The 17,504-nt window shown below is 36.6% G+C and carries 12 protein-coding genes; 9 read left to right on the forward strand and 3 right to left on the reverse strand.

The window, feature by feature from the left end; genetic code table 11:
* Positions 1-4: 4 nt before the first annotated feature.
* Both IEX65_RS21160 and IEX65_RS21165 read right to left on the reverse strand, forming a co-directional pair.
* Positions 5-3,274, reverse strand: coding sequence for a caspase family protein (locus IEX65_RS21160; RefSeq protein ID WP_188769081.1), 3,270 nt, complete (start codon positions 3,272-3,274; stop codon positions 5-7).
* A 307-nt stretch (positions 3,275-3,581) separates the two neighbouring features.
* A complete protein-coding gene (locus IEX65_RS21165) occupies positions 3,582-4,865 on the reverse strand; it encodes a hypothetical protein (RefSeq protein ID WP_188769083.1) in 1,284 nt (427 codons plus the stop codon).
* A gap of 198 nt (positions 4,866-5,063) precedes the next feature.
* Here IEX65_RS21165 and IEX65_RS21170 point away from each other — a divergent pair, with 198 nt between their 5' ends.
* A complete protein-coding gene (locus tag IEX65_RS21170; RefSeq protein ID WP_188769085.1) occupies positions 5,064-5,381 on the forward strand; it encodes a LytR/AlgR family response regulator transcription factor in 318 nt (105 codons plus the stop codon).
* Positions 5,382-5,466: 85 nt separating this feature from the next.
* Here the strand turns inward: IEX65_RS21170 and IEX65_RS21175 are convergent, their stop codons facing one another.
* A complete protein-coding gene (locus IEX65_RS21175) occupies positions 5,467-6,162 on the reverse strand; it encodes an NUDIX hydrolase (protein ID WP_188769087.1) in 696 nt (231 codons plus the stop codon).
* Positions 6,163-6,271: 109 nt separating this feature from the next.
* Here IEX65_RS21175 and IEX65_RS21180 point away from each other — a divergent pair, with 109 nt between their 5' ends.
* The 8 genes from IEX65_RS21180 to IEX65_RS21215 all read left to right on the forward strand — a co-directional run bounded on the left by IEX65_RS21180 (position 6,272) and on the right by IEX65_RS21215 (position 17,498).
* Positions 6,272-7,903, forward strand: a complete 1,632-nt coding sequence (locus tag IEX65_RS21180) for a carboxylesterase/lipase family protein (RefSeq protein ID WP_188769089.1) — start codon at positions 6,272-6,274, stop codon at positions 7,901-7,903.
* A gap of 72 nt (positions 7,904-7,975) precedes the next feature.
* Positions 7,976-8,938, forward strand: coding sequence for a sugar phosphate isomerase/epimerase family protein (locus tag IEX65_RS21185; RefSeq protein WP_188769091.1), 963 nt, complete (start codon positions 7,976-7,978; stop codon positions 8,936-8,938).
* A 97-nt stretch (positions 8,939-9,035) separates the two neighbouring features.
* Entirely contained in the window at positions 9,036-9,905 is an 870-nt protein-coding gene (locus tag IEX65_RS21190; protein ID WP_188769092.1) for an alpha/beta hydrolase, read from the forward strand.
* Between the two features lie 31 nt (positions 9,906-9,936).
* Positions 9,937-10,992: an alpha/beta hydrolase gene (locus IEX65_RS21195; RefSeq protein ID WP_188769093.1), complete on the forward strand. Its 1,056-nt coding sequence runs from the start codon at positions 9,937-9,939 to the stop codon at positions 10,990-10,992.
* 18 nt (positions 10,993-11,010) lie between these two features.
* Positions 11,011-12,504, forward strand: coding sequence for a DUF1593 domain-containing protein (locus IEX65_RS21200; protein WP_188769094.1), 1,494 nt, complete (start codon positions 11,011-11,013; stop codon positions 12,502-12,504).
* A gap of 7 nt (positions 12,505-12,511) precedes the next feature.
* On the forward strand, positions 12,512-13,444 hold the full coding sequence (locus tag IEX65_RS21205) for an alpha/beta hydrolase (protein ID WP_188769095.1): 933 nt from the start codon (positions 12,512-12,514) through the stop codon (positions 13,442-13,444).
* A gap of 10 nt (positions 13,445-13,454) precedes the next feature.
* Positions 13,455-14,972, forward strand: a complete 1,518-nt coding sequence (locus tag IEX65_RS21210) for a carboxylesterase/lipase family protein (protein WP_188769096.1) — start codon at positions 13,455-13,457, stop codon at positions 14,970-14,972.
* 111 nt (positions 14,973-15,083) lie between these two features.
* Complete coding sequence (locus IEX65_RS21215; RefSeq protein WP_188769098.1) at positions 15,084-17,498, forward strand: TonB-dependent receptor; 2,415 nt, start codon at positions 15,084-15,086, stop codon at positions 17,496-17,498.
* Positions 17,499-17,504: the final 6 nt, after the last annotated feature.

Genomic DNA, 17,504 nt, shown 5'->3' on the forward strand with positions numbered 1-17,504 from the left:
GTTTTTAAAATTCTAACCACTTATACATGATAGCAGTACTTGCAGGTTCATCGTAATACAAAATATGTGGACATCCGACTTCTTTCTTAACAGGCTTTGGAGAACGATTATCATCAACGGCCTCAATATCAGTAGTATAAACAGCAATGTCGTGAATTTCCCCTTTATGAAAAACATTGCCACCTACCACAGCTAATTTTTTGCCTAATTTTTCAAACCATGATGTTCCAGAAACTTCAAATTTATCAATTCTACCTGCTAAAATATAATAAGGTACTTTGGGGTCATTAAATGTTATTAATTCTCTGATAAAATCAGAATCTTGCTTCATTTGAGCTAATGTAACGGTTAGTTTTTCACTCTTTTTCAATGCCACAACTAATCCTGCCGCCCAACTTAGATAAGGAGCAATGATTGCCGCTCCCAAACCCAACGTAAGCACATCAGATGCCAAAGCTAAGTAAGAAGGAACTTTACCTAAAACTGAGCCTCCATTTGGCGTCCCTGCCATAATAAGTTTTTCGACCAACATACCTTTTTTGTTTTTCTCAATCATTACTCGTGAAACTAATCCTCCCATTGAATGAGCAATTATTGTTACTTTCTTACCAGTAGTATCGCTGATACCAACATCGGCGAGAGCTTTAATTAGATTTGTAGAAATTTGTTCGATTGGTGTATTGAGGCATTCATAATCAAAAGTAAGTGTGAGGTCATATTTCCCATCAGGATTTAAAGTAGATTTTGTAACTGTTTCAACAAATGGAATCATTCCTTCAGTATCTCCAATAATTCCGTGAACCAATAACAAGATTTTATTAGCACTTTCTACTTTTTCTTTGATTCCTTCAGATTTGTGGATAAGACCATTTGCATCAAAATCTACCCACCGAAGTAAAAAGAAGTTGTCGGGATTAGCCTTGAAGATAAGTTTCATCAGACAAAATTTGATTGCTCTGCCAATGTTTTTTGTACTTACTCCATGTGTTTCAATCTCTGTTAATCGCTCAATAAATACTTCACTTTTCCCTTTTTCGGTGGTCTGACTATTACCAATAACCAATAAATTATCTCCATCCACAACAACAGGAAAAAGTAACTCATTGAGTTCGATTGTTGAATTTTCTATGCTAACAATTAATGGGTCACTGGCTGAAATGACTCCTTCTATTTCTTGTAGTTCAATAAATTGTGGTGTAATCGCAGATTTTGATGCTCCCTCAAAAGATAGTAATGATACACCCTGTTTCTCCAGTATAGATGGGATGATTGCCTCTTTACTGAAATTACCTCTGCTTGGCTCATACAAACTTGTAAGAGAAACTTTAGCTTTTAGCGATTTATGAGGCTGAATAATGATTTGTCCATTATTTAGTTCGACTTTATTCTCTCCAATTTTTGTACTTGATTTTACTAACCTTAACTTAATGTCTTTTGAAATCCAGTCCAAAATTTCGCTGTTGCCTACCCCCAGTTCATCCAGAAAACGACGTCTCGAAGCTCTTGTGATGTTTTCGTCAAAACTAAGATTTAATGAAAAATTATTTTGCTCAAAAAAGGATAAATCTATTTCTTCGGTACTGGCAACTATTTTGAAAATACAGTTGCTTTCTATATCATCCTGTTGCTCAGCGAAAAAACCTAATTTACCTACATCTTTTAAAATACCAGTTTGCCCATTTGGGACAATAGCAGCTCCAAGTTGCAGGACACCATAAAGTGGAGATATAAAAATTAGTTTAAAATGTAATTCCTTACCAGATGAGTTATTCACCAAAATACTATATTTTTTGGTTTCGATTGCACCATCATCGTATTGTGTCAATGATAATTCTACTTCATTATCTTTAAATGATTGCTCAATCTCATTAAATTCATCCAATAAATTAAATACAGTTTCAATGTTAGTACCTCTAATTTTAGTTTTTGAATTTCTAAGTTTTTTTATATTCTCCCAACGAGCGATTTTTTGAAGTGCGTAGTTAATAACCAATAAATCTGTATTCTCTGTGATGATTTTATTACTCGCTCTATGAATAATTGAATACAAATCATTATGCTCCAATATCCAATAGTCAGAACTTTCTTTTTCTGATAATTCAACTTTTTGGAATTCATGTAGTGCTGGTAGGTCGTTGATACTAATCTCTGAATATACACTTGCATAATTCTTTCCTCCATTTACTTGGAAGCCAACATATACTTCATTGGTATCTAATTTTTCTATTGTTTTTATTATAGATTCATTCGTAAAAACATCTGTCAGATATGTTTCTCCAATGCAGTTCTCAAAAGTATATTCAGAGGTATTAGTATCAAAAATCCAAATCTTTATTTCCTCAATACTTTCATTTGGAATACCATGAATTACTCCTTTTCCTGCTTTCCATTTCTTATCTTGGCTATCATAAAAAATAGGGAAAGTTCTAATTCTATCAGAAACTACACCAGTTAAAAAAATCGTATGAGGGTTAAAACCACCAAAATACTCAAAGTTTGGGTGCTGCGTTTTTTGTGTCGTTCTAACTTTGATTGATAAACTTTGATAAAGTTCAGCATAGGTTATTCTTATATTTTGTTGTTGCGACAAACATGTTAATAAATTTGTTGTAAATAAACCGTGCTTATCTTTTGTCTCGTATGCCTTTTCATCTTCTTGGCAGGCTGATAAGAGTAAATGTTTAGGGGTAGGTACTGATATTCTTCCTGTATTCTTCATTTGATTAAAATAAAACCCATCCACATAACTCTCCAAAGGGCGATTGTTTCCTTCCTTCTCAACTTGACGGACATTCACTAAATCAACAGAATCTCTTGTACCTGAACCCGAATGACACGAATCTAAACAAACAACAATATGTGGATGGTGAACTGCTAACTCATTTAATAAAACTGCTATTTCTTTATCAGCAAGGTCAAATCCTCCATCTGTTCGACTATTATAACAAACGAGTGTCTCATTTTTTCTTGTTGGGAATTCATTCCAAAATTCTTTGGGAGCATTTTCACGAGAACCATGACCAGAGTAATAAAATAAAACCGTATCATTTTCACGTGCTTTGGAAAGATGATTTCTAAAACCTCGAATTATATTTTCTCGTGTTGCGTTTTCATTTTCCAGCTTGAATATATGTTGTTGATATGAAGAATATTTTTTCTCTAATAGATTACTAACAGCAGTTATATCATTTACACAGCCAAATAATTGGGGAATACCAGAAGGATATGAGTCAATACCCACTAATAAAGCATAGATACTTTTATCTTTTTCCATTTTTTTAATTTTAAAAATGAGAATCGCTATATCTTTTGATTTACGTGAATAAGTAGCACTTAAAGGAGTCGAATTTGAAAGTAATAAATTAAAAGATTAGAACAAAAAAATCTAATAAATAAAGTTAAAAAAACATGATAAATGTGAAAAGAGGTCTTAAAAGTTGAATAATTTTCATAAATGATGCTACTTTTTTTGCTACCAGAAAAAAAACGCCTATAACTACCTGTTAATCAATACTTTGTACAACCCCGTCCAGACCGCTAAAGCACTCAATAATGAGTGCTTTTTTTGTTATATCAACTGCTCAAAAATTCTCTTCTTCTAAAACCTTATTATTATCTGAAATTTTGATGTAATCTACCGAACCTAAACCTTTAAAGCCAATATAAGTGGCCTGCATTGAACCAAAGTTATCTAAGTAGTTTGTCTGGAAGGCGAGCTGGTCTTCGATAAATATTTGTAGTTTTCTATTATTCACTATCAGTTTAAGTCGCACAAAATCATCAAGGTTCACGCCTAATTTGCTTAAATCATGCGTTTTCCCTTCAAAAATCAGATTGGGTAAATGCACATACGCATAATGCGAACAGCCCTTTTGAGTTAGATTCAGTAAAAACTTGTGTTTTTCACCAGTAATTACAACAGAAACATCATTACAGCTGATACCTCCTTCCGAAACCGGATTTTTGAGACGAGTTTCAAAAATCATTTCGTCAGCCGAAAGGTTTCTATCAAAGTTTGCTACCTTTTTTATGAATGAATAATAAGTTGATTGCTCTCTGACAGCATTAGGCACAGCTTCTTTCGGGATATGAGCAACGCCATTTTTTTTCCATTGCTCAGCTGGTAGGTAATTTATTTCTTCATAACCCGACACCCAACCATCAGATGGCACAACTACTTTCACCGAGTCCAGCACTTTTCCATCAGCTACTAATCTTACTATCCGCACAGTTGGATGCATGAAACATACTGAAGCCGTTTTTTTTGTTTTGTCGAGTTCGAGCGTATCTTTCTTACCCCATAACGAATATTCAAGAATAGCACGGTTAAAATTGAGATGACTGAAGTCATAAGAAAACTTTGCGGTTATTGGTGCTTTAGTGCTTTCGAAAACCACTTTTGACAAATTCCCTTTCAAAGGCTCGCTCAATATTTTCTTCTTCCACACAAAACCAATAACTACAAACAGTCCTAATAGCAAGACACCAATTCCGAAACTACGCCAGTTTCGAGTTTCTGTTTTGGGTTTGGAACTAAAATCTGCTTTCTCCAAAAAATCTTGGTAATTCTGATAACCAATATAAAGTGATAAGAAATTGCGGGTAGTTTGCTGAAAAGTTGTTTCCTTATCTCGTTCTTCAAAAATTCGGCGAAGCGTTTGTTCACTCACCAAAAATTCTCGCAATTTATGCTCTGGAATCTGCACTTTGTTTTTCTTAAGTATGGCACTTACTAAAGCCGACAAATTTATACTTTCAAAGTCATTTTTTCGGATAGGCAAGTAATCATCACCGAAGTCTTCGATGACTTTTTTTATAAACCTTAGTTTTAAAACTTTTAATTGCTGTGCTTCTCCCACACTCATCTCACTTTAGTTAAATAGCTAATTTTCAGCTAATTATATTTTATCAAAACTTTTGTAAATTTATCAAAACTCTATTTTTGTTGAATTATACAAAAATTAAGAATTTCTTGCTCAAGAAAAAAAACGGTCAAAATATATGACTTAAATGATTTCAACTTTTGCTATTAAATATCGTATAAATTAAGCCAACGTCAAACCATGCAATTGAAAAATACTCAACAAATCTGCCACCTCGAAGGCTCAATCAACTACACTATTGTCCATTTCAATACTGGACGAAAAGAGGTGCTTGCTTATACCTTAAAGAAGTGTGAAGCCCTATTAGATGAATCAGATTCTGGTCATTTCATACGTATCCATAAATCTTTTTTGGTCAATAAAAGTTCTATCAAAGAAATAAAACCACGCCCACTCAACAAAGTAGTTTTATACTCAGGTATTGAACTACCCCTCGCCAGAAGACGAAATAAATTTAACCTCGAAGACCCCAACAACCTTTTGCACACAGAAAAATAAGAGCATTCTTGAATCCATACATTCCCCTACTGGTTAAAAAGCATATTTAGAAACTATGTAGGGGATTTTTTGTTTTACAGTTTTATTATTTTTGCTCAAAACTATACAAAAAAGGTGCTTTATGAGCTGCTCCCGAATATTGTTTTTCGTGGCGTTTCAGAATTCCCAAACTCAGTATTTTGCGTTGGAAAGTACCACGATGTAGTTTTTCTCCCAAAATCGCCTCATATACTTTCTGTAATTCTTTCATCGTAAAAAGTGTGGGTAATAAATTCATACCAACCAATTTACGTTCCAAATTATCTCGTAAAGTTTGTAATGCTTTGGCAACAATATCTGCGTGGTCGAGCATCAAATTTGGTAGTTCGTCGAGAGCATACCAATCACAAGAATCAGAAAGAGCATCGGGAGTTGGCACAACATCTTCATAATTTATCAAGGCATAGTAAGCCACCGAAATAAATCTATCCAAAAGCCAAGAATACCCTTCCAACGATTGATTATTGGCTTTCATAATAGTTTCCATAATTTCGGGCTTGTAGCGAGCCACACTCCCAAACGCATAAAATTGCTCCAAATAAATATTATCCAAGCCAGTTCGTTCTTTCAAGCCCCTTCTTACTGCATCATTTAGGTCTTCGTCATACTTCACAAAGCCACCTGGAAGAGCAAAAAGTCCGGTATTATGGTATTTCATTATCAAAATCTTCAGTTTTTCGCCCGAAAAACCAAATACTACCGAGTCGTATGCAATATGTTTTAAATAGCCTTTTGAATTCACTTGAGTTTGTTGTTAAATTATAATTTTTTCAAAAATAAATAGGATTATTTTAAAACACTAATTAATATTGTCGCAAATTGAGACAATAAGTAAAATTTTCCTCCTACAAATGAAAAAAATAATCTATCTATTCGCCCTAATTATGTTCAATAATTTAGAGCTTTCAGCACAAAACGTCAACTCATTTTCGGTTCAGACAAAAATAGAAAATGGCCTTATTGAAGGAAATTATAACACACATACGGGTATTCAAACCTATTTCGGCATTCCGTTTGCAAAGCCACCAGTTGGAGAATTACGTTGGAAAGCCCCACAGCCATTGGCTAATTGGACGGGCGTAAAAGAAACAAAGAAATTTGGACCAAGACCGATGCAAACAATGGTTTTTGGCGATATGGATTCTCGCTCAAATGGAGTAAGCGAAGATTGTCTATACTTAAATGTTTGGACTCCTACCACTCGAAACAATAAGAATTTGCCAGTTTTGGTGTATTTCTACGGCGGAGGAAATGTGGCTGGCGATGCCTCAGAACCTCGTTATGATGGAGAAAGCATGGCAAAAAAAGGAATTGTGGTAGTTACTTGTAATTATCGTTTGAATATTTTTGGGTTCTTGGTTCACCCCGAACTTACAGCCGAATCACCATATAAAGCATCGGGTAATTATGGTATGCTCGACCAAAATGAGGCTTTGAAATGGGTTCAGAAAAATATTGCGGCTTTCGGTGGCGACCCTAAGAAAGTAACCATCGCTGGCGAGTCGGCGGGTTCGATTGGTGTGAGTTGCCAGATGGCTTCTCCTCTATCAAAAAATCTGATTGCTGGTGCAATCGGTGAAAGTGGTGCAGGAATCAACCCTACTATGGCTCCTGTGCCATTGGCAGAAGGTGAAAAACAAGGCGTTGAGTTTCTTCAAAAAGCGGGTATCAAATCAATCAAAGAATTGCGAGCGATGTCAACTCGTGATATTTATGAAATCTATAATGAATCGAAGCGTTTTGGTTTCCCGATTGTGATTGATAACTATTTCTTACCAAAAACTCTCCCACAAATTTTTGCAGCCAAAGAACAAGCACAAGTACCATTATTATTGGGTTGGAATTCGGCCGAGATTCCTGGTGGAGCATTTATGTTTGGAATGCCAAACACAACCGAAAACTTTATTACGAGAGTAAAAAAGGAGTATCCGAACGATGCCGAGGAGGTTTTGAAATTATATCCTCACAGCAATGAAAAAGAAGTTGAACTTTCGGCCACTCAACTGGCATCGGATAGATTTATCTCCTACTCTACTTGGAAATGGTTCGATTTACACCGTAATAATTCTACACAACCTGTGTATCGTTATTTATACAGCAAAATCCGTCCAGATTTAGTAGATAAATCATTGGCTTCGGGCTTAGCTGGCGGTACAGTAAGAGCTGACGGAAACACACCAAGACCAAAAGCAATTGGAGCTCCGCACGCTTGCGAAATTGAATATGCTATGGGAAATCTTCACCGTGTGAAAGATTATGCATGGACAGCCGATGACTTTAAGGTATCGAACACCATGCTGAATTATTTTGCTAATTTCATCAAAACGGGCAATCCAAATGGTGAGAAATTACCAGAATGGGCAGTTGCAAAGTCGGGCGATACTACACCACCTGTAATGATAATTGATACCGAATCTCGCACCGAAAAATCAGCAATTGATGCTCGCTATGAATTTTTAGATAAAGCTTATAAGAATAAATAAAGCCTCGACTTCGCTCGGCTACCAAATTTATCACTTGCTGAGCGAAGTAGAAGGACAATCGTAAATCAAAAAATGGCAACAAGACGAGAATTTATAAAAAACACTTCACTTTTGGCAACTGCGGCTGCCTTAACGCCATTTTCGGAAATAATGGCGGGTTTAGCAAAAGAAAACAAATTGGGTATCCAGCTTTTTTCTATTCCCAAAATGCTCTCTGAGGATTTTATGGGTGGCATCATGATGCTGCAATCGCAAGGCTATAAGGAATTAGAGCTATTCGGACCGTTTCCGTTTAGTGCTGAAAAGGCAAAAAAAGGTTGGGAAGCAGCAGGTAAAATGCTTGGTTTTTCGGGAAGTGGCTATTTTGGCAAATCGGCCAAAGAAGTGAAGAAAATTCTTGACGACCATGGCATGAGTTCCCCAGGCACACACACCGACCTTGATACTTTGGAGCAAAATATGGGAGCTTTAGGCGAAGCTGCGAGTATTTTGGGACATAAATACGTTACACTTCCTGCTATTCCAGACGACCGCCGCAAAACGCTTGATGATTACAAAAGAATAGCTGAGGCATTCAATAAAATAGGTGCAGAAGCAAAAAAGAACGGAATCAGATTTGGTTATCATAATCATGGCTATGGCATCAAACCAATGAATGGACAAATTCCGTTACAAATCATTTTAGATAATACTGACCCCAATTTAGTATTTTTTGAAATGGATATATTCTGGACAACCTGCGGTGGTGCCGACCCAATTGAGTATTTATCGAAATATCCGAATCGCTATAAAATGCTTCACTTGAAAGACATGAAAGAAAAGAAGCAGTTTGCAGGCGATGGTGGCGGTATGGGCGATTGGATGCCGATGTTTTCGTTGATGGCTTCGGCCGGCGATGGTGTACTTGATTTACAAGGAATTGTAAAAAAAGCCAAAGAAGTAGGTGTTGAGCATTACTTTGTTGAGCAAGATATGGTTGCCAATCCGCAAGTGGCCTTGAAACGTAGCTCAGATTATTTGACAAGCAAGATATAAATTTAATTAAGAATTAGGAATTAAAAATTGAGAATTACTGACAATACCTCAACTAATTTCACTCTTAATTTCTAATTCTTAATTTTCAATTCCCTCTATGAAAACCTTACTTACAAGCCTTTCTCTATTGTGTATTTGGCTATCTGCAAATGCTCAAAAACAAATCTTTCTCTACGAAGGAAAGCCCGCTGGCTCTGAAAACTGGACTTGGGAAGAAGCCGTTTCAGAGAAAAATATCTTCAATACTAAAGTCGTTTACAACGTTTCTCGACCTTCTATTACGGCTTACGTACCCGAAAATCCTAATGGTACAGCCATTGTGATTGCCCCTGGTGGTGCATTTCATACCCTTTCTATTGATAGTGAGGGTATTGATGTGGCGAAATGGCTCAATGTCAGAGGTATTACGGCCTTTGTGCTAAAATATCGAGTTGCTCGTAGCTTTACCGATGACCCTGCGAAAGAAATAATTGGTAAAATGAGCAATTTCAAAGCACTTGATGAAGAAAATGCTCCTATTATTCCGCTTGCCACACAAGATGGAATGAAGGCCATAAAATATATCCGTGAACACGCTTCTGAATATAAAATTGACCCTAAAAAGGTAGGTTTTATGGGATTTTCGGCGGGTGGAACACTCACGATGTCGGTAGTTTATAGTGCAGATGATGCCAGTCGTCCAAATTTTGTAGCACCAATTTACGCTTACGAAAACGCCATCATTGGCAACAATATGCCCAAAGAAAAAACTCCGATTTTCGTAGCCGTTGCGGGCGACGACCAACTGGGTTTTATGCCACACAGTATCAATATTTACAAAAAATGGTTTGATGCCAAACAACCAGCCGAACTACATATTTATGAAAAAGGCGGACACGGCTTTGGCATGAGAAAAACCAATACATCGAGCGAAGGTTGGATTGAAAATTTTGGCAACTGGCTCAAAATGCAGGGGTATATAAAATAGTTTTACCTCCACTAATTTTTATCAAATTCACATGAAAAACATTACAAGAGTTAGTTTATTAAGTCTTTTTCTGTTTACATTTTCTTGTAAAAAAGAGAACGATACCGAAACACCAATTCCAAATAATCAAGCACCTTACAGCCTTGCTTCTGATATTAAATGGGCATCGCCAAAAGGATTTGATTTAACGATGGACATTTATTCTCCAACATCCGGAAAAAGTTCATATCCAGTAATTGTAATGTTTCATGGCGGAAGTTGGCTCATAAATAATAAAAGTATTATGCGAGATGCTTCTGCTTATTTAGCATCTAAGTCAGAATATATCATTTGTAATGTAAATTACAGACTTTTGGCCGACCAAAATAATACAATCAAAATCAACGAAATCGTTGAAGATGCTTTGGGAGCGGTACTTTGGGTAAAAGAAAATATATCGAAATATAAAGGCGACCCAAGTAAAATTATAGTCACAGGCGATAGTGCAGGGGGACATTTGGCAATGATGGCAGTTTTGCAAGGGCAGAACCTCGAAACTGATGGATTTGCGGGTAAAACACTCGGCTTCAATCCCAGTTATTTACCATCTGGAAAAACCGCTGAAGATATAGCCAAAAGTAATTATTTATCAGTGCAAGCCGCTATGCTTAGTTATGGAGTTTTTGATGTATATGGTAGCGTTTTAAGTGGTTTTGAAAATCAAAGTAATGTGTTTTGGTCAATTGCCAATACAAAACCAAGAGGGGTATTTGGTGAGGGTATTAATCCAAATTTAAACCCCGATTTTTATAAGCAGGTTTCACCATTTTATCTAATACCGAAGGTTACAGAAAAAAAACTACCACCGCTATTTTTCTCGGTAGGTTCAAAAGATAATCTCACTCCGCCCTCTTCGATTGTAGCTTTTATCAATAAGCTAAAAGAAGCTGGACATAATGATATTCAATATTGGGTACATGAGGGGCATGGACATGCTTTTTTAGATTCGGGTACAAATGCGGGATTAGGTCAAAGTTTTTCCAATGATGCCCCGCCAGCTCTTGACAAAATGATTGAGTTTTTAAATAAGATTTTTATTAGTAACTAACCTGTTTCAGCCTTTAAAATGAAATATTTATTTACATTTTTTCTGTATTTCTCAATACTCGTTGGTTTTTCTCAAAAACCACGTACCATCGTGACAACTGATGGAGAAATTGACGACGTAGATTCTTTTATCCGTATGCTACTTTATGCCAACGAATTTAAGCTCGAAGGCTTGGTTTATAGTAGCTCAATGTGGCATTATAAAGGTGACGGTAAAGGCACTAAGTTTACGTCTGAGATGGAAATGACGCAAAAAATGTACGGAGCAAAAACTGACCTCCGCTGGCCAGGTGTAACTTGGATGCAAGATTTAATGAATGCTTACGAAAAAGTATATCCAAATCTTACACAACACGCATCTGGATACCCTACGGCCAATCAACTACGAAGCCTAATAAAAGTAGGAAATATTGACTTTGAAGGTGAAATGGAGAAAATAACCCAAGGCTCCGAATTCATCAAAAATAAATTGCTTGATGCTTCTACAGAACCGATTTATCTGCAAGTTTGGGGCGGAACAAATACCATTGCCCGAGCCTTGAAATCTATTGAAGAAAAATATAAAAACACACCAAATTGGTCTAAAATATACAAAAAAGTATGCGATAAAGCCATCATTTATGCCATTCTTGACCAAGATGCTACCTACCGCAAGTACATTTCGGTAAATTGGAAAGATATGAAGGTATTCTACAATTCGAATCAGTTTTGGTGTTTGGCCTATGCGTGGCAAAAGGCTGTTCCACAGAGTCAGCATTATTTACTTGAAGGAAAGTTTATGAGTGAAAACATTATCAATAATCATGGCCCACTAACGAAGATGTATTATAGTTATGGCGATGGACAAAAACAAGCGGGCGACGATGAGCATATTCACGGCGATTTATCAAAAATAAAAAATACCCAATGGGGCAGTTTCGGGCAATATGATTTCATTTCAGAGGGCGATTCACCCGCCTATTTTCATTTGATTAATGTTGGCTTGGATAACCTAAAAAATCCAGAATTTGGTGGTTGGGGCGGTCGTTTAGTGCAATCGACCAAGAATCCTAAACGTTGGGAAGATGGTGAAAAAGCAGCTGACTATAACCCATTTACACAAAAAATGGACAAAACCTATGGTCAAACTCGTTGGATTGAAGCACTCCAAAATGATTTTGCAGCACGTGCCGATTGGTGTGTGAAAGACTACAAAAATGCTAATCATGCTCCTATTGTAAAGCTAAATCATTCTGCAAAAATATTTGTAAAGCCAAATTTAACTATCAAGTTGAGTAGTTCGGCAACTGACCCAGATGGCGATAAAGTAAGCTACCGTTGGTGGCAGTATGACGAGGTTGATACTTACAGTGGAAAAGTGTCGCTCAGAAATGCTGATAGTAATGAAGTATCGCTGAAAATGCCCACTGATATAAAAAATGGGGAAACCATTCATTTAATTGTAGAAGTTTCAGATAATCGAGCAATTAAACTCACACGATACCAGAGAGTTATCATCACTTGCAAAAAATAATCTTCTTATGAAGCATTTTACCTTTTTATTGTTGGCTATAACCTATTACTCGTTTGCTCAGCCCAAACCAGACTATACAAAATCAGCCATTGAAGCCTCAAAATCTTGGATTGATATTGATTACGCTGGCGATAATATCATTGGGCATAAGTTAGACATTTTCTTACCCAAAGAAGGAAAAGCTCCATTTCCTGTGGTGGTTACCATTTACGGAAGTGCGTGGTTTTCAAATTCTTCAAAAGGTACTTGTTTCAATGATGGTTTAGGGCAAACGCTTTTAAAAAATGGTTTTGCGGTGGTGAGTATCAATCATCGTTCGAGTAGAGATGCTATTTGGCCAGCACAAATCCATGATGCGAAAGCCGCCATTCGCTTCATCCGAGCAAATGCTTCGGAATTTTCGTTAGATACTTCATTTTTAGGTATTACAGGTTTCTCTTCTGGTGGACATCTTTCAACCATGGCAGGAGTTACAAGCCGCATAAAATCTACCACTATCAATAATTTACCCATAGATTTAGAAGGTAATATTGGAAAATCTCTGAGCGAAAGCAGCCATGTAGATGCCGTAGTAGATTGGTTTGGCCCAACTGATTTTCTAATTATGGATGCTTGCGGAAGTTCGTTTAGCCACAATGAAGCAAAATCGCCAGAATCGACTTTGGTAGGTGGGGCAATTCAAGAAAATAAAGATAAAGTAGCTTTGGCGAATCCTATGAGTTATGTGAGTAAGAATACCCCTCCATTTCTTATTTTTCACGGTACAAAAGACCCACTCGTACCGCATTGTGAAAGCGAAAAATTGTACGAAAAGTTACAGAAAGAAGAGGTAAAAAGCGAATTAGTAATCGTAGAAGGTGGCGGACATGGTCCAGGTGTAATGATTGATAAATATTACGCTCAGATGATTGCATTTTTAAAATCGAAAGCAAAGAAATAATTTCAAAACTATGAAAAAACTACTCTTTCTCTCATTAATCTCAATTTCAACCTTTGCACAAACCATTGTTCAGACAGCCAATGGTAAAGTTGAAGGTTATGCCAAAGAAAACTTACGAATCTTTAAAGGAATTCCGTTTGCTGCTCCGCCAGTTGGTGAATTACGTTGGAAAGCTCCTCAACCAGTCAAAAATTGGAGTGATGTAAAAAAATGTACTGGTTTTTCGGCGAGTCCAATTCAAAATAAACCTGCTCCATTTTATTGTTGGACAGAAGAATTTATTGCCAAACCAGAACCCTTGAGCGAAGATTGTTTATACCTAAATGTTTGGACAACCGCAAAATCTGCCAAAGAAAAACAACCCGTAATGGTCTGGATTTACGGTGGTGGCTTGAGTAGCGGCTCAGCTAATTGCGATATTTACGATGGAGAAGAACTGTCGAAGAAAGGAGTTGTTTTTGTAAGCATTAATTATAGAGTTGGTGTTATGGGTTTCATGGCACATCCAGAACTGAGTAAAGAATCTGGCTATAATGCTTCAGGAAACTATGGTTTTCTCGACCAAATTGCTGCTTTGAAGTGGGTACAAAAAAATATAGCGGCGTTTGGTGGCGACCCATCAAACGTAACAATCTTAGGGCAATCGGCGGGTGCATTTAGTGTAAATGCCATGATTGCATCGCCATTGGCAAAAGGGCTTTTTCATAAAGCTATCCCTCAGAGTGGTGGACTTTTATCAAGAATGTTGAGCCAAGATTTAGCAAATGCTGAAAAACAAGGCACAAAATTTATGGAATTGGCAAAAGCAAGCTCAATTGCAGATTTACGTAAACTTTCAGCCGAAGAAATTCAAAAATTAAGCAATAATCAAGCTGCAGGAAGATTCGGTGTAACGATGGATGGCTATGTTTTACCAAGCAACATCATGGAACATTTCCAAAACGGAAAACATAATCAAGTACCAATCATGACTGGTTGGGTTACGGGCGATGGCGGCTTGATGGGGCCTCCAAAAACCAATTTAAAAGATTATAAAAAAGAGGCTCAAACCAAATATGGTGCTAAAGCAGATGAGTTTCTAAGCCTCTTCCCTGCTACGACCGACGAACAAGCAAAAGAAGCAAAATTGAAACAAGGTTTGCTGGGTTTTGCCGGAATGCCTTCACATTTATTGGCTGTTTATTCAAATAAACCTACCTATTTGTATCAGTTTAGTCATGTTCCGCCCGATAAACCTAACTTTCCAAATTATGGTGCTTTTCATACCTCAGAAGTGCCTTATGCTTTGCACACGCTACATACTTGGCAACGTCCGTGGCAAGCACTTGATAAAGAAATCGAAAACACGATGTCGAGTTATTGGGTGAATTTTGCCAAAACTGGAAATCCAAATGGTGCAGGTTTGCCCGAATGGAAAAAGTATGATAAACAAGCGGGGAATATTTTAGAATTCGGTGATAAAACAGTTTCAAAAGCAGGATTATTTAAGAAAGAATTTGATTTCCTTGAAGCTAATATGGGGAAATGAATTATTAATTTGACAGTAAAGATATTACACAAAATGCGTGCTTAATTAATTTTAACCGCATTTTAATAAGTTTTTGGTCAACTTTACCTTAAAAATTAATCAAAAAAACTAATGACCAAAGCAAAAGTATTACTTAGTTTAGGTGTATTGATGTGTATCTCTACACTTATTTTCGGACAAGGAAATGTTACAATTTCGGGTATTATCAAAGATAAAAAAACTAAAACTACCTTACCTTTTGTAAGTGTAGTATTAAAAACCGAAAAAGATAACGCATTCGTTGCTGGCACTGTTAGCAACGAGGAAGGCCGTTTTTCGATTGGTGGAATCAAAAGTGGTAGCTATAATTTAGAGTATTCATCGGTTGGATTCACTAAGAACAAACAAGCAGTTTATGTGGGAAACCTAACTCAATTCTTAGATTTCAATAATTTAGAGCTGGAAGAAGATACTCAAACCCTCAAAGAAGTGAGCGTTACGGCCAAAACCGAACAAATAAGCGAGGTAATGGACAAAAAGACATTCTCATTGACCGATAATATTAGTCAAAGTGGTGGTTCGGTGCTACAAGCCATGCAAAATTTGCCTGGAATTACGGTGCAAGATGGAAAAATTCAGCTTCGAGGAAACGATAAAATTGCAGTTTTGATTGATGGAAAACAAACAGCTTTGACGGGTTTTGGCTCGCAAACAGGTCTGGATAATATTCCAGCTTCGGCCATCGAAAAAGTTGAAATCATTAATAATCCATCCTCGAAATATGATGCCAATGGTAATGCAGGAATTATCAATATCATTTTCAAAAAGAATAAAAAAGAAGGGTTTAACGGGAAAGTTGGTTTAGCTGGTGGTTTGGGAGCTTTGTGGGTGAGAAAGGAAAATCTTCCAACGATTCGTCCACAATACACGCATACGCCAAAAATCAATCCATCTTTGGCCCTTAATTATCGCAAAAATAAAATTAATTACTTCCTGCAAGGCGATTATCTCTATACCGAAACACTCAATAAAAATGAGTTTGTAGTCAGAACTTATGATAGTGGCGAGGTAATTAATCAACAATTAAAACGTAACCGAAACACGCATTTTATTACAGCAAAAACTGGCTTTGACTGGAACATTGACGAACAAAATTCGCTAACTATTTCGGGACTTTATGGTGGTGAAAAAATCATTGACCGAGGTGATGAGCCTTTTTTCAATAAAAACTTAAGCGAAAGATTACGTTTATGGCAGTTTTTGGAAGACGAACTCAAAACTACCGCAATGGCCACCGCCAATTATGTGCACAAATTCAAAGATGCAGGACATACCCTGAATATTGGCTATAATTATACATTTCATAGAGAAAATGAGAAATACTTTTTTGATAATTACATGCCAACTTTCACTGGTCGAGATGCCTTCAAATTACTTTCTGATGAGCAAGTACAAGATTTTACGGTAGATTATCAAAAGCCCCTCAAATATGGTCGATTTGAAAGTGGGGTGAAGTTTCGCAAACGTGATATTCCAACCAATATGCAGTTTTATCCTGATTCAAAAAATACAATTATTGATGTAAAAGCAGGTGGTTGGGCAAATTATCGAGAAATTATCCCAGCAGTTTACGGAAACTACATTTATGAAGATAAAAAATATGAGGCTGAAATTGGTTTACGCTACGAATATATCAATCTAAAATATGAGGTAAATCCTGACCATCCGACTTATAAAAGTGATGGATATAAGTATTCTCAGCCATTTCCGAATGTTCGTTTGGCCTATAAAATCAACGATAATCAAAAAATTTCGGCGTTTTTCAATCGAAGAGTTGATAGACCAAATGAAGTAGATATTAGAATTTTCCCAAAATACGATGATGCCGAAATCATCAAGGTTGGAAACCCTGCTTTGAGGCCACAATTTACTAATTCGATTGAATTGGGCTACAAAGCCAAGTGGGATAAAAACACATTCTATACCGCTCTCTACCACAAAATGTCCGATGGGACTATCACCCGAATTTCGAGCATCGTACCGAATAGCACCTTGATTTATGCCATTTTTCAGAATGCGGGCAAGAGCTATAATTCGGGTGTAGAAATGGTCTTTTCTAAGGAAGTTTCGAGTAAGTTTTCATTTAATTTAAATCTGAATGCTTACCATAATCAGATAAATGCGTTTTCGGTTTTGAATAAATATCCCGTGCAGAATGTCTTTTCTGCCGAAAAACAAGAGATTTTTTCGGGAAATGTTAAGCTGAATAGCACTATGCATTTATCTAATGGTATTGATGGACAAATATCGGTTGCATACCTCGCCCCTGATATTATTCCGCAAGGAAAAATCAATTCCAGATTTTCGGTCGATACTGGATTTAAAAAAAGTATTCAATCGGGTAAGGGTGAAGTTTTTATCAACGCCACCGATTTATTTAACACATTGGTTATCAAGCGAGAAATTCAAGGAGCGGGCTTTAAATACACCAGCCACGACTACTACGAAACTCAGGTAATCAGAGCAGGATATAACTATAAGTTTTAATCAATC

Source organism: Emticicia aquatilis (genome assembly GCF_014644295.1).
Classification (GTDB): domain Bacteria; phylum Bacteroidota; class Bacteroidia; order Cytophagales; family Spirosomataceae; genus Emticicia; species Emticicia aquatilis.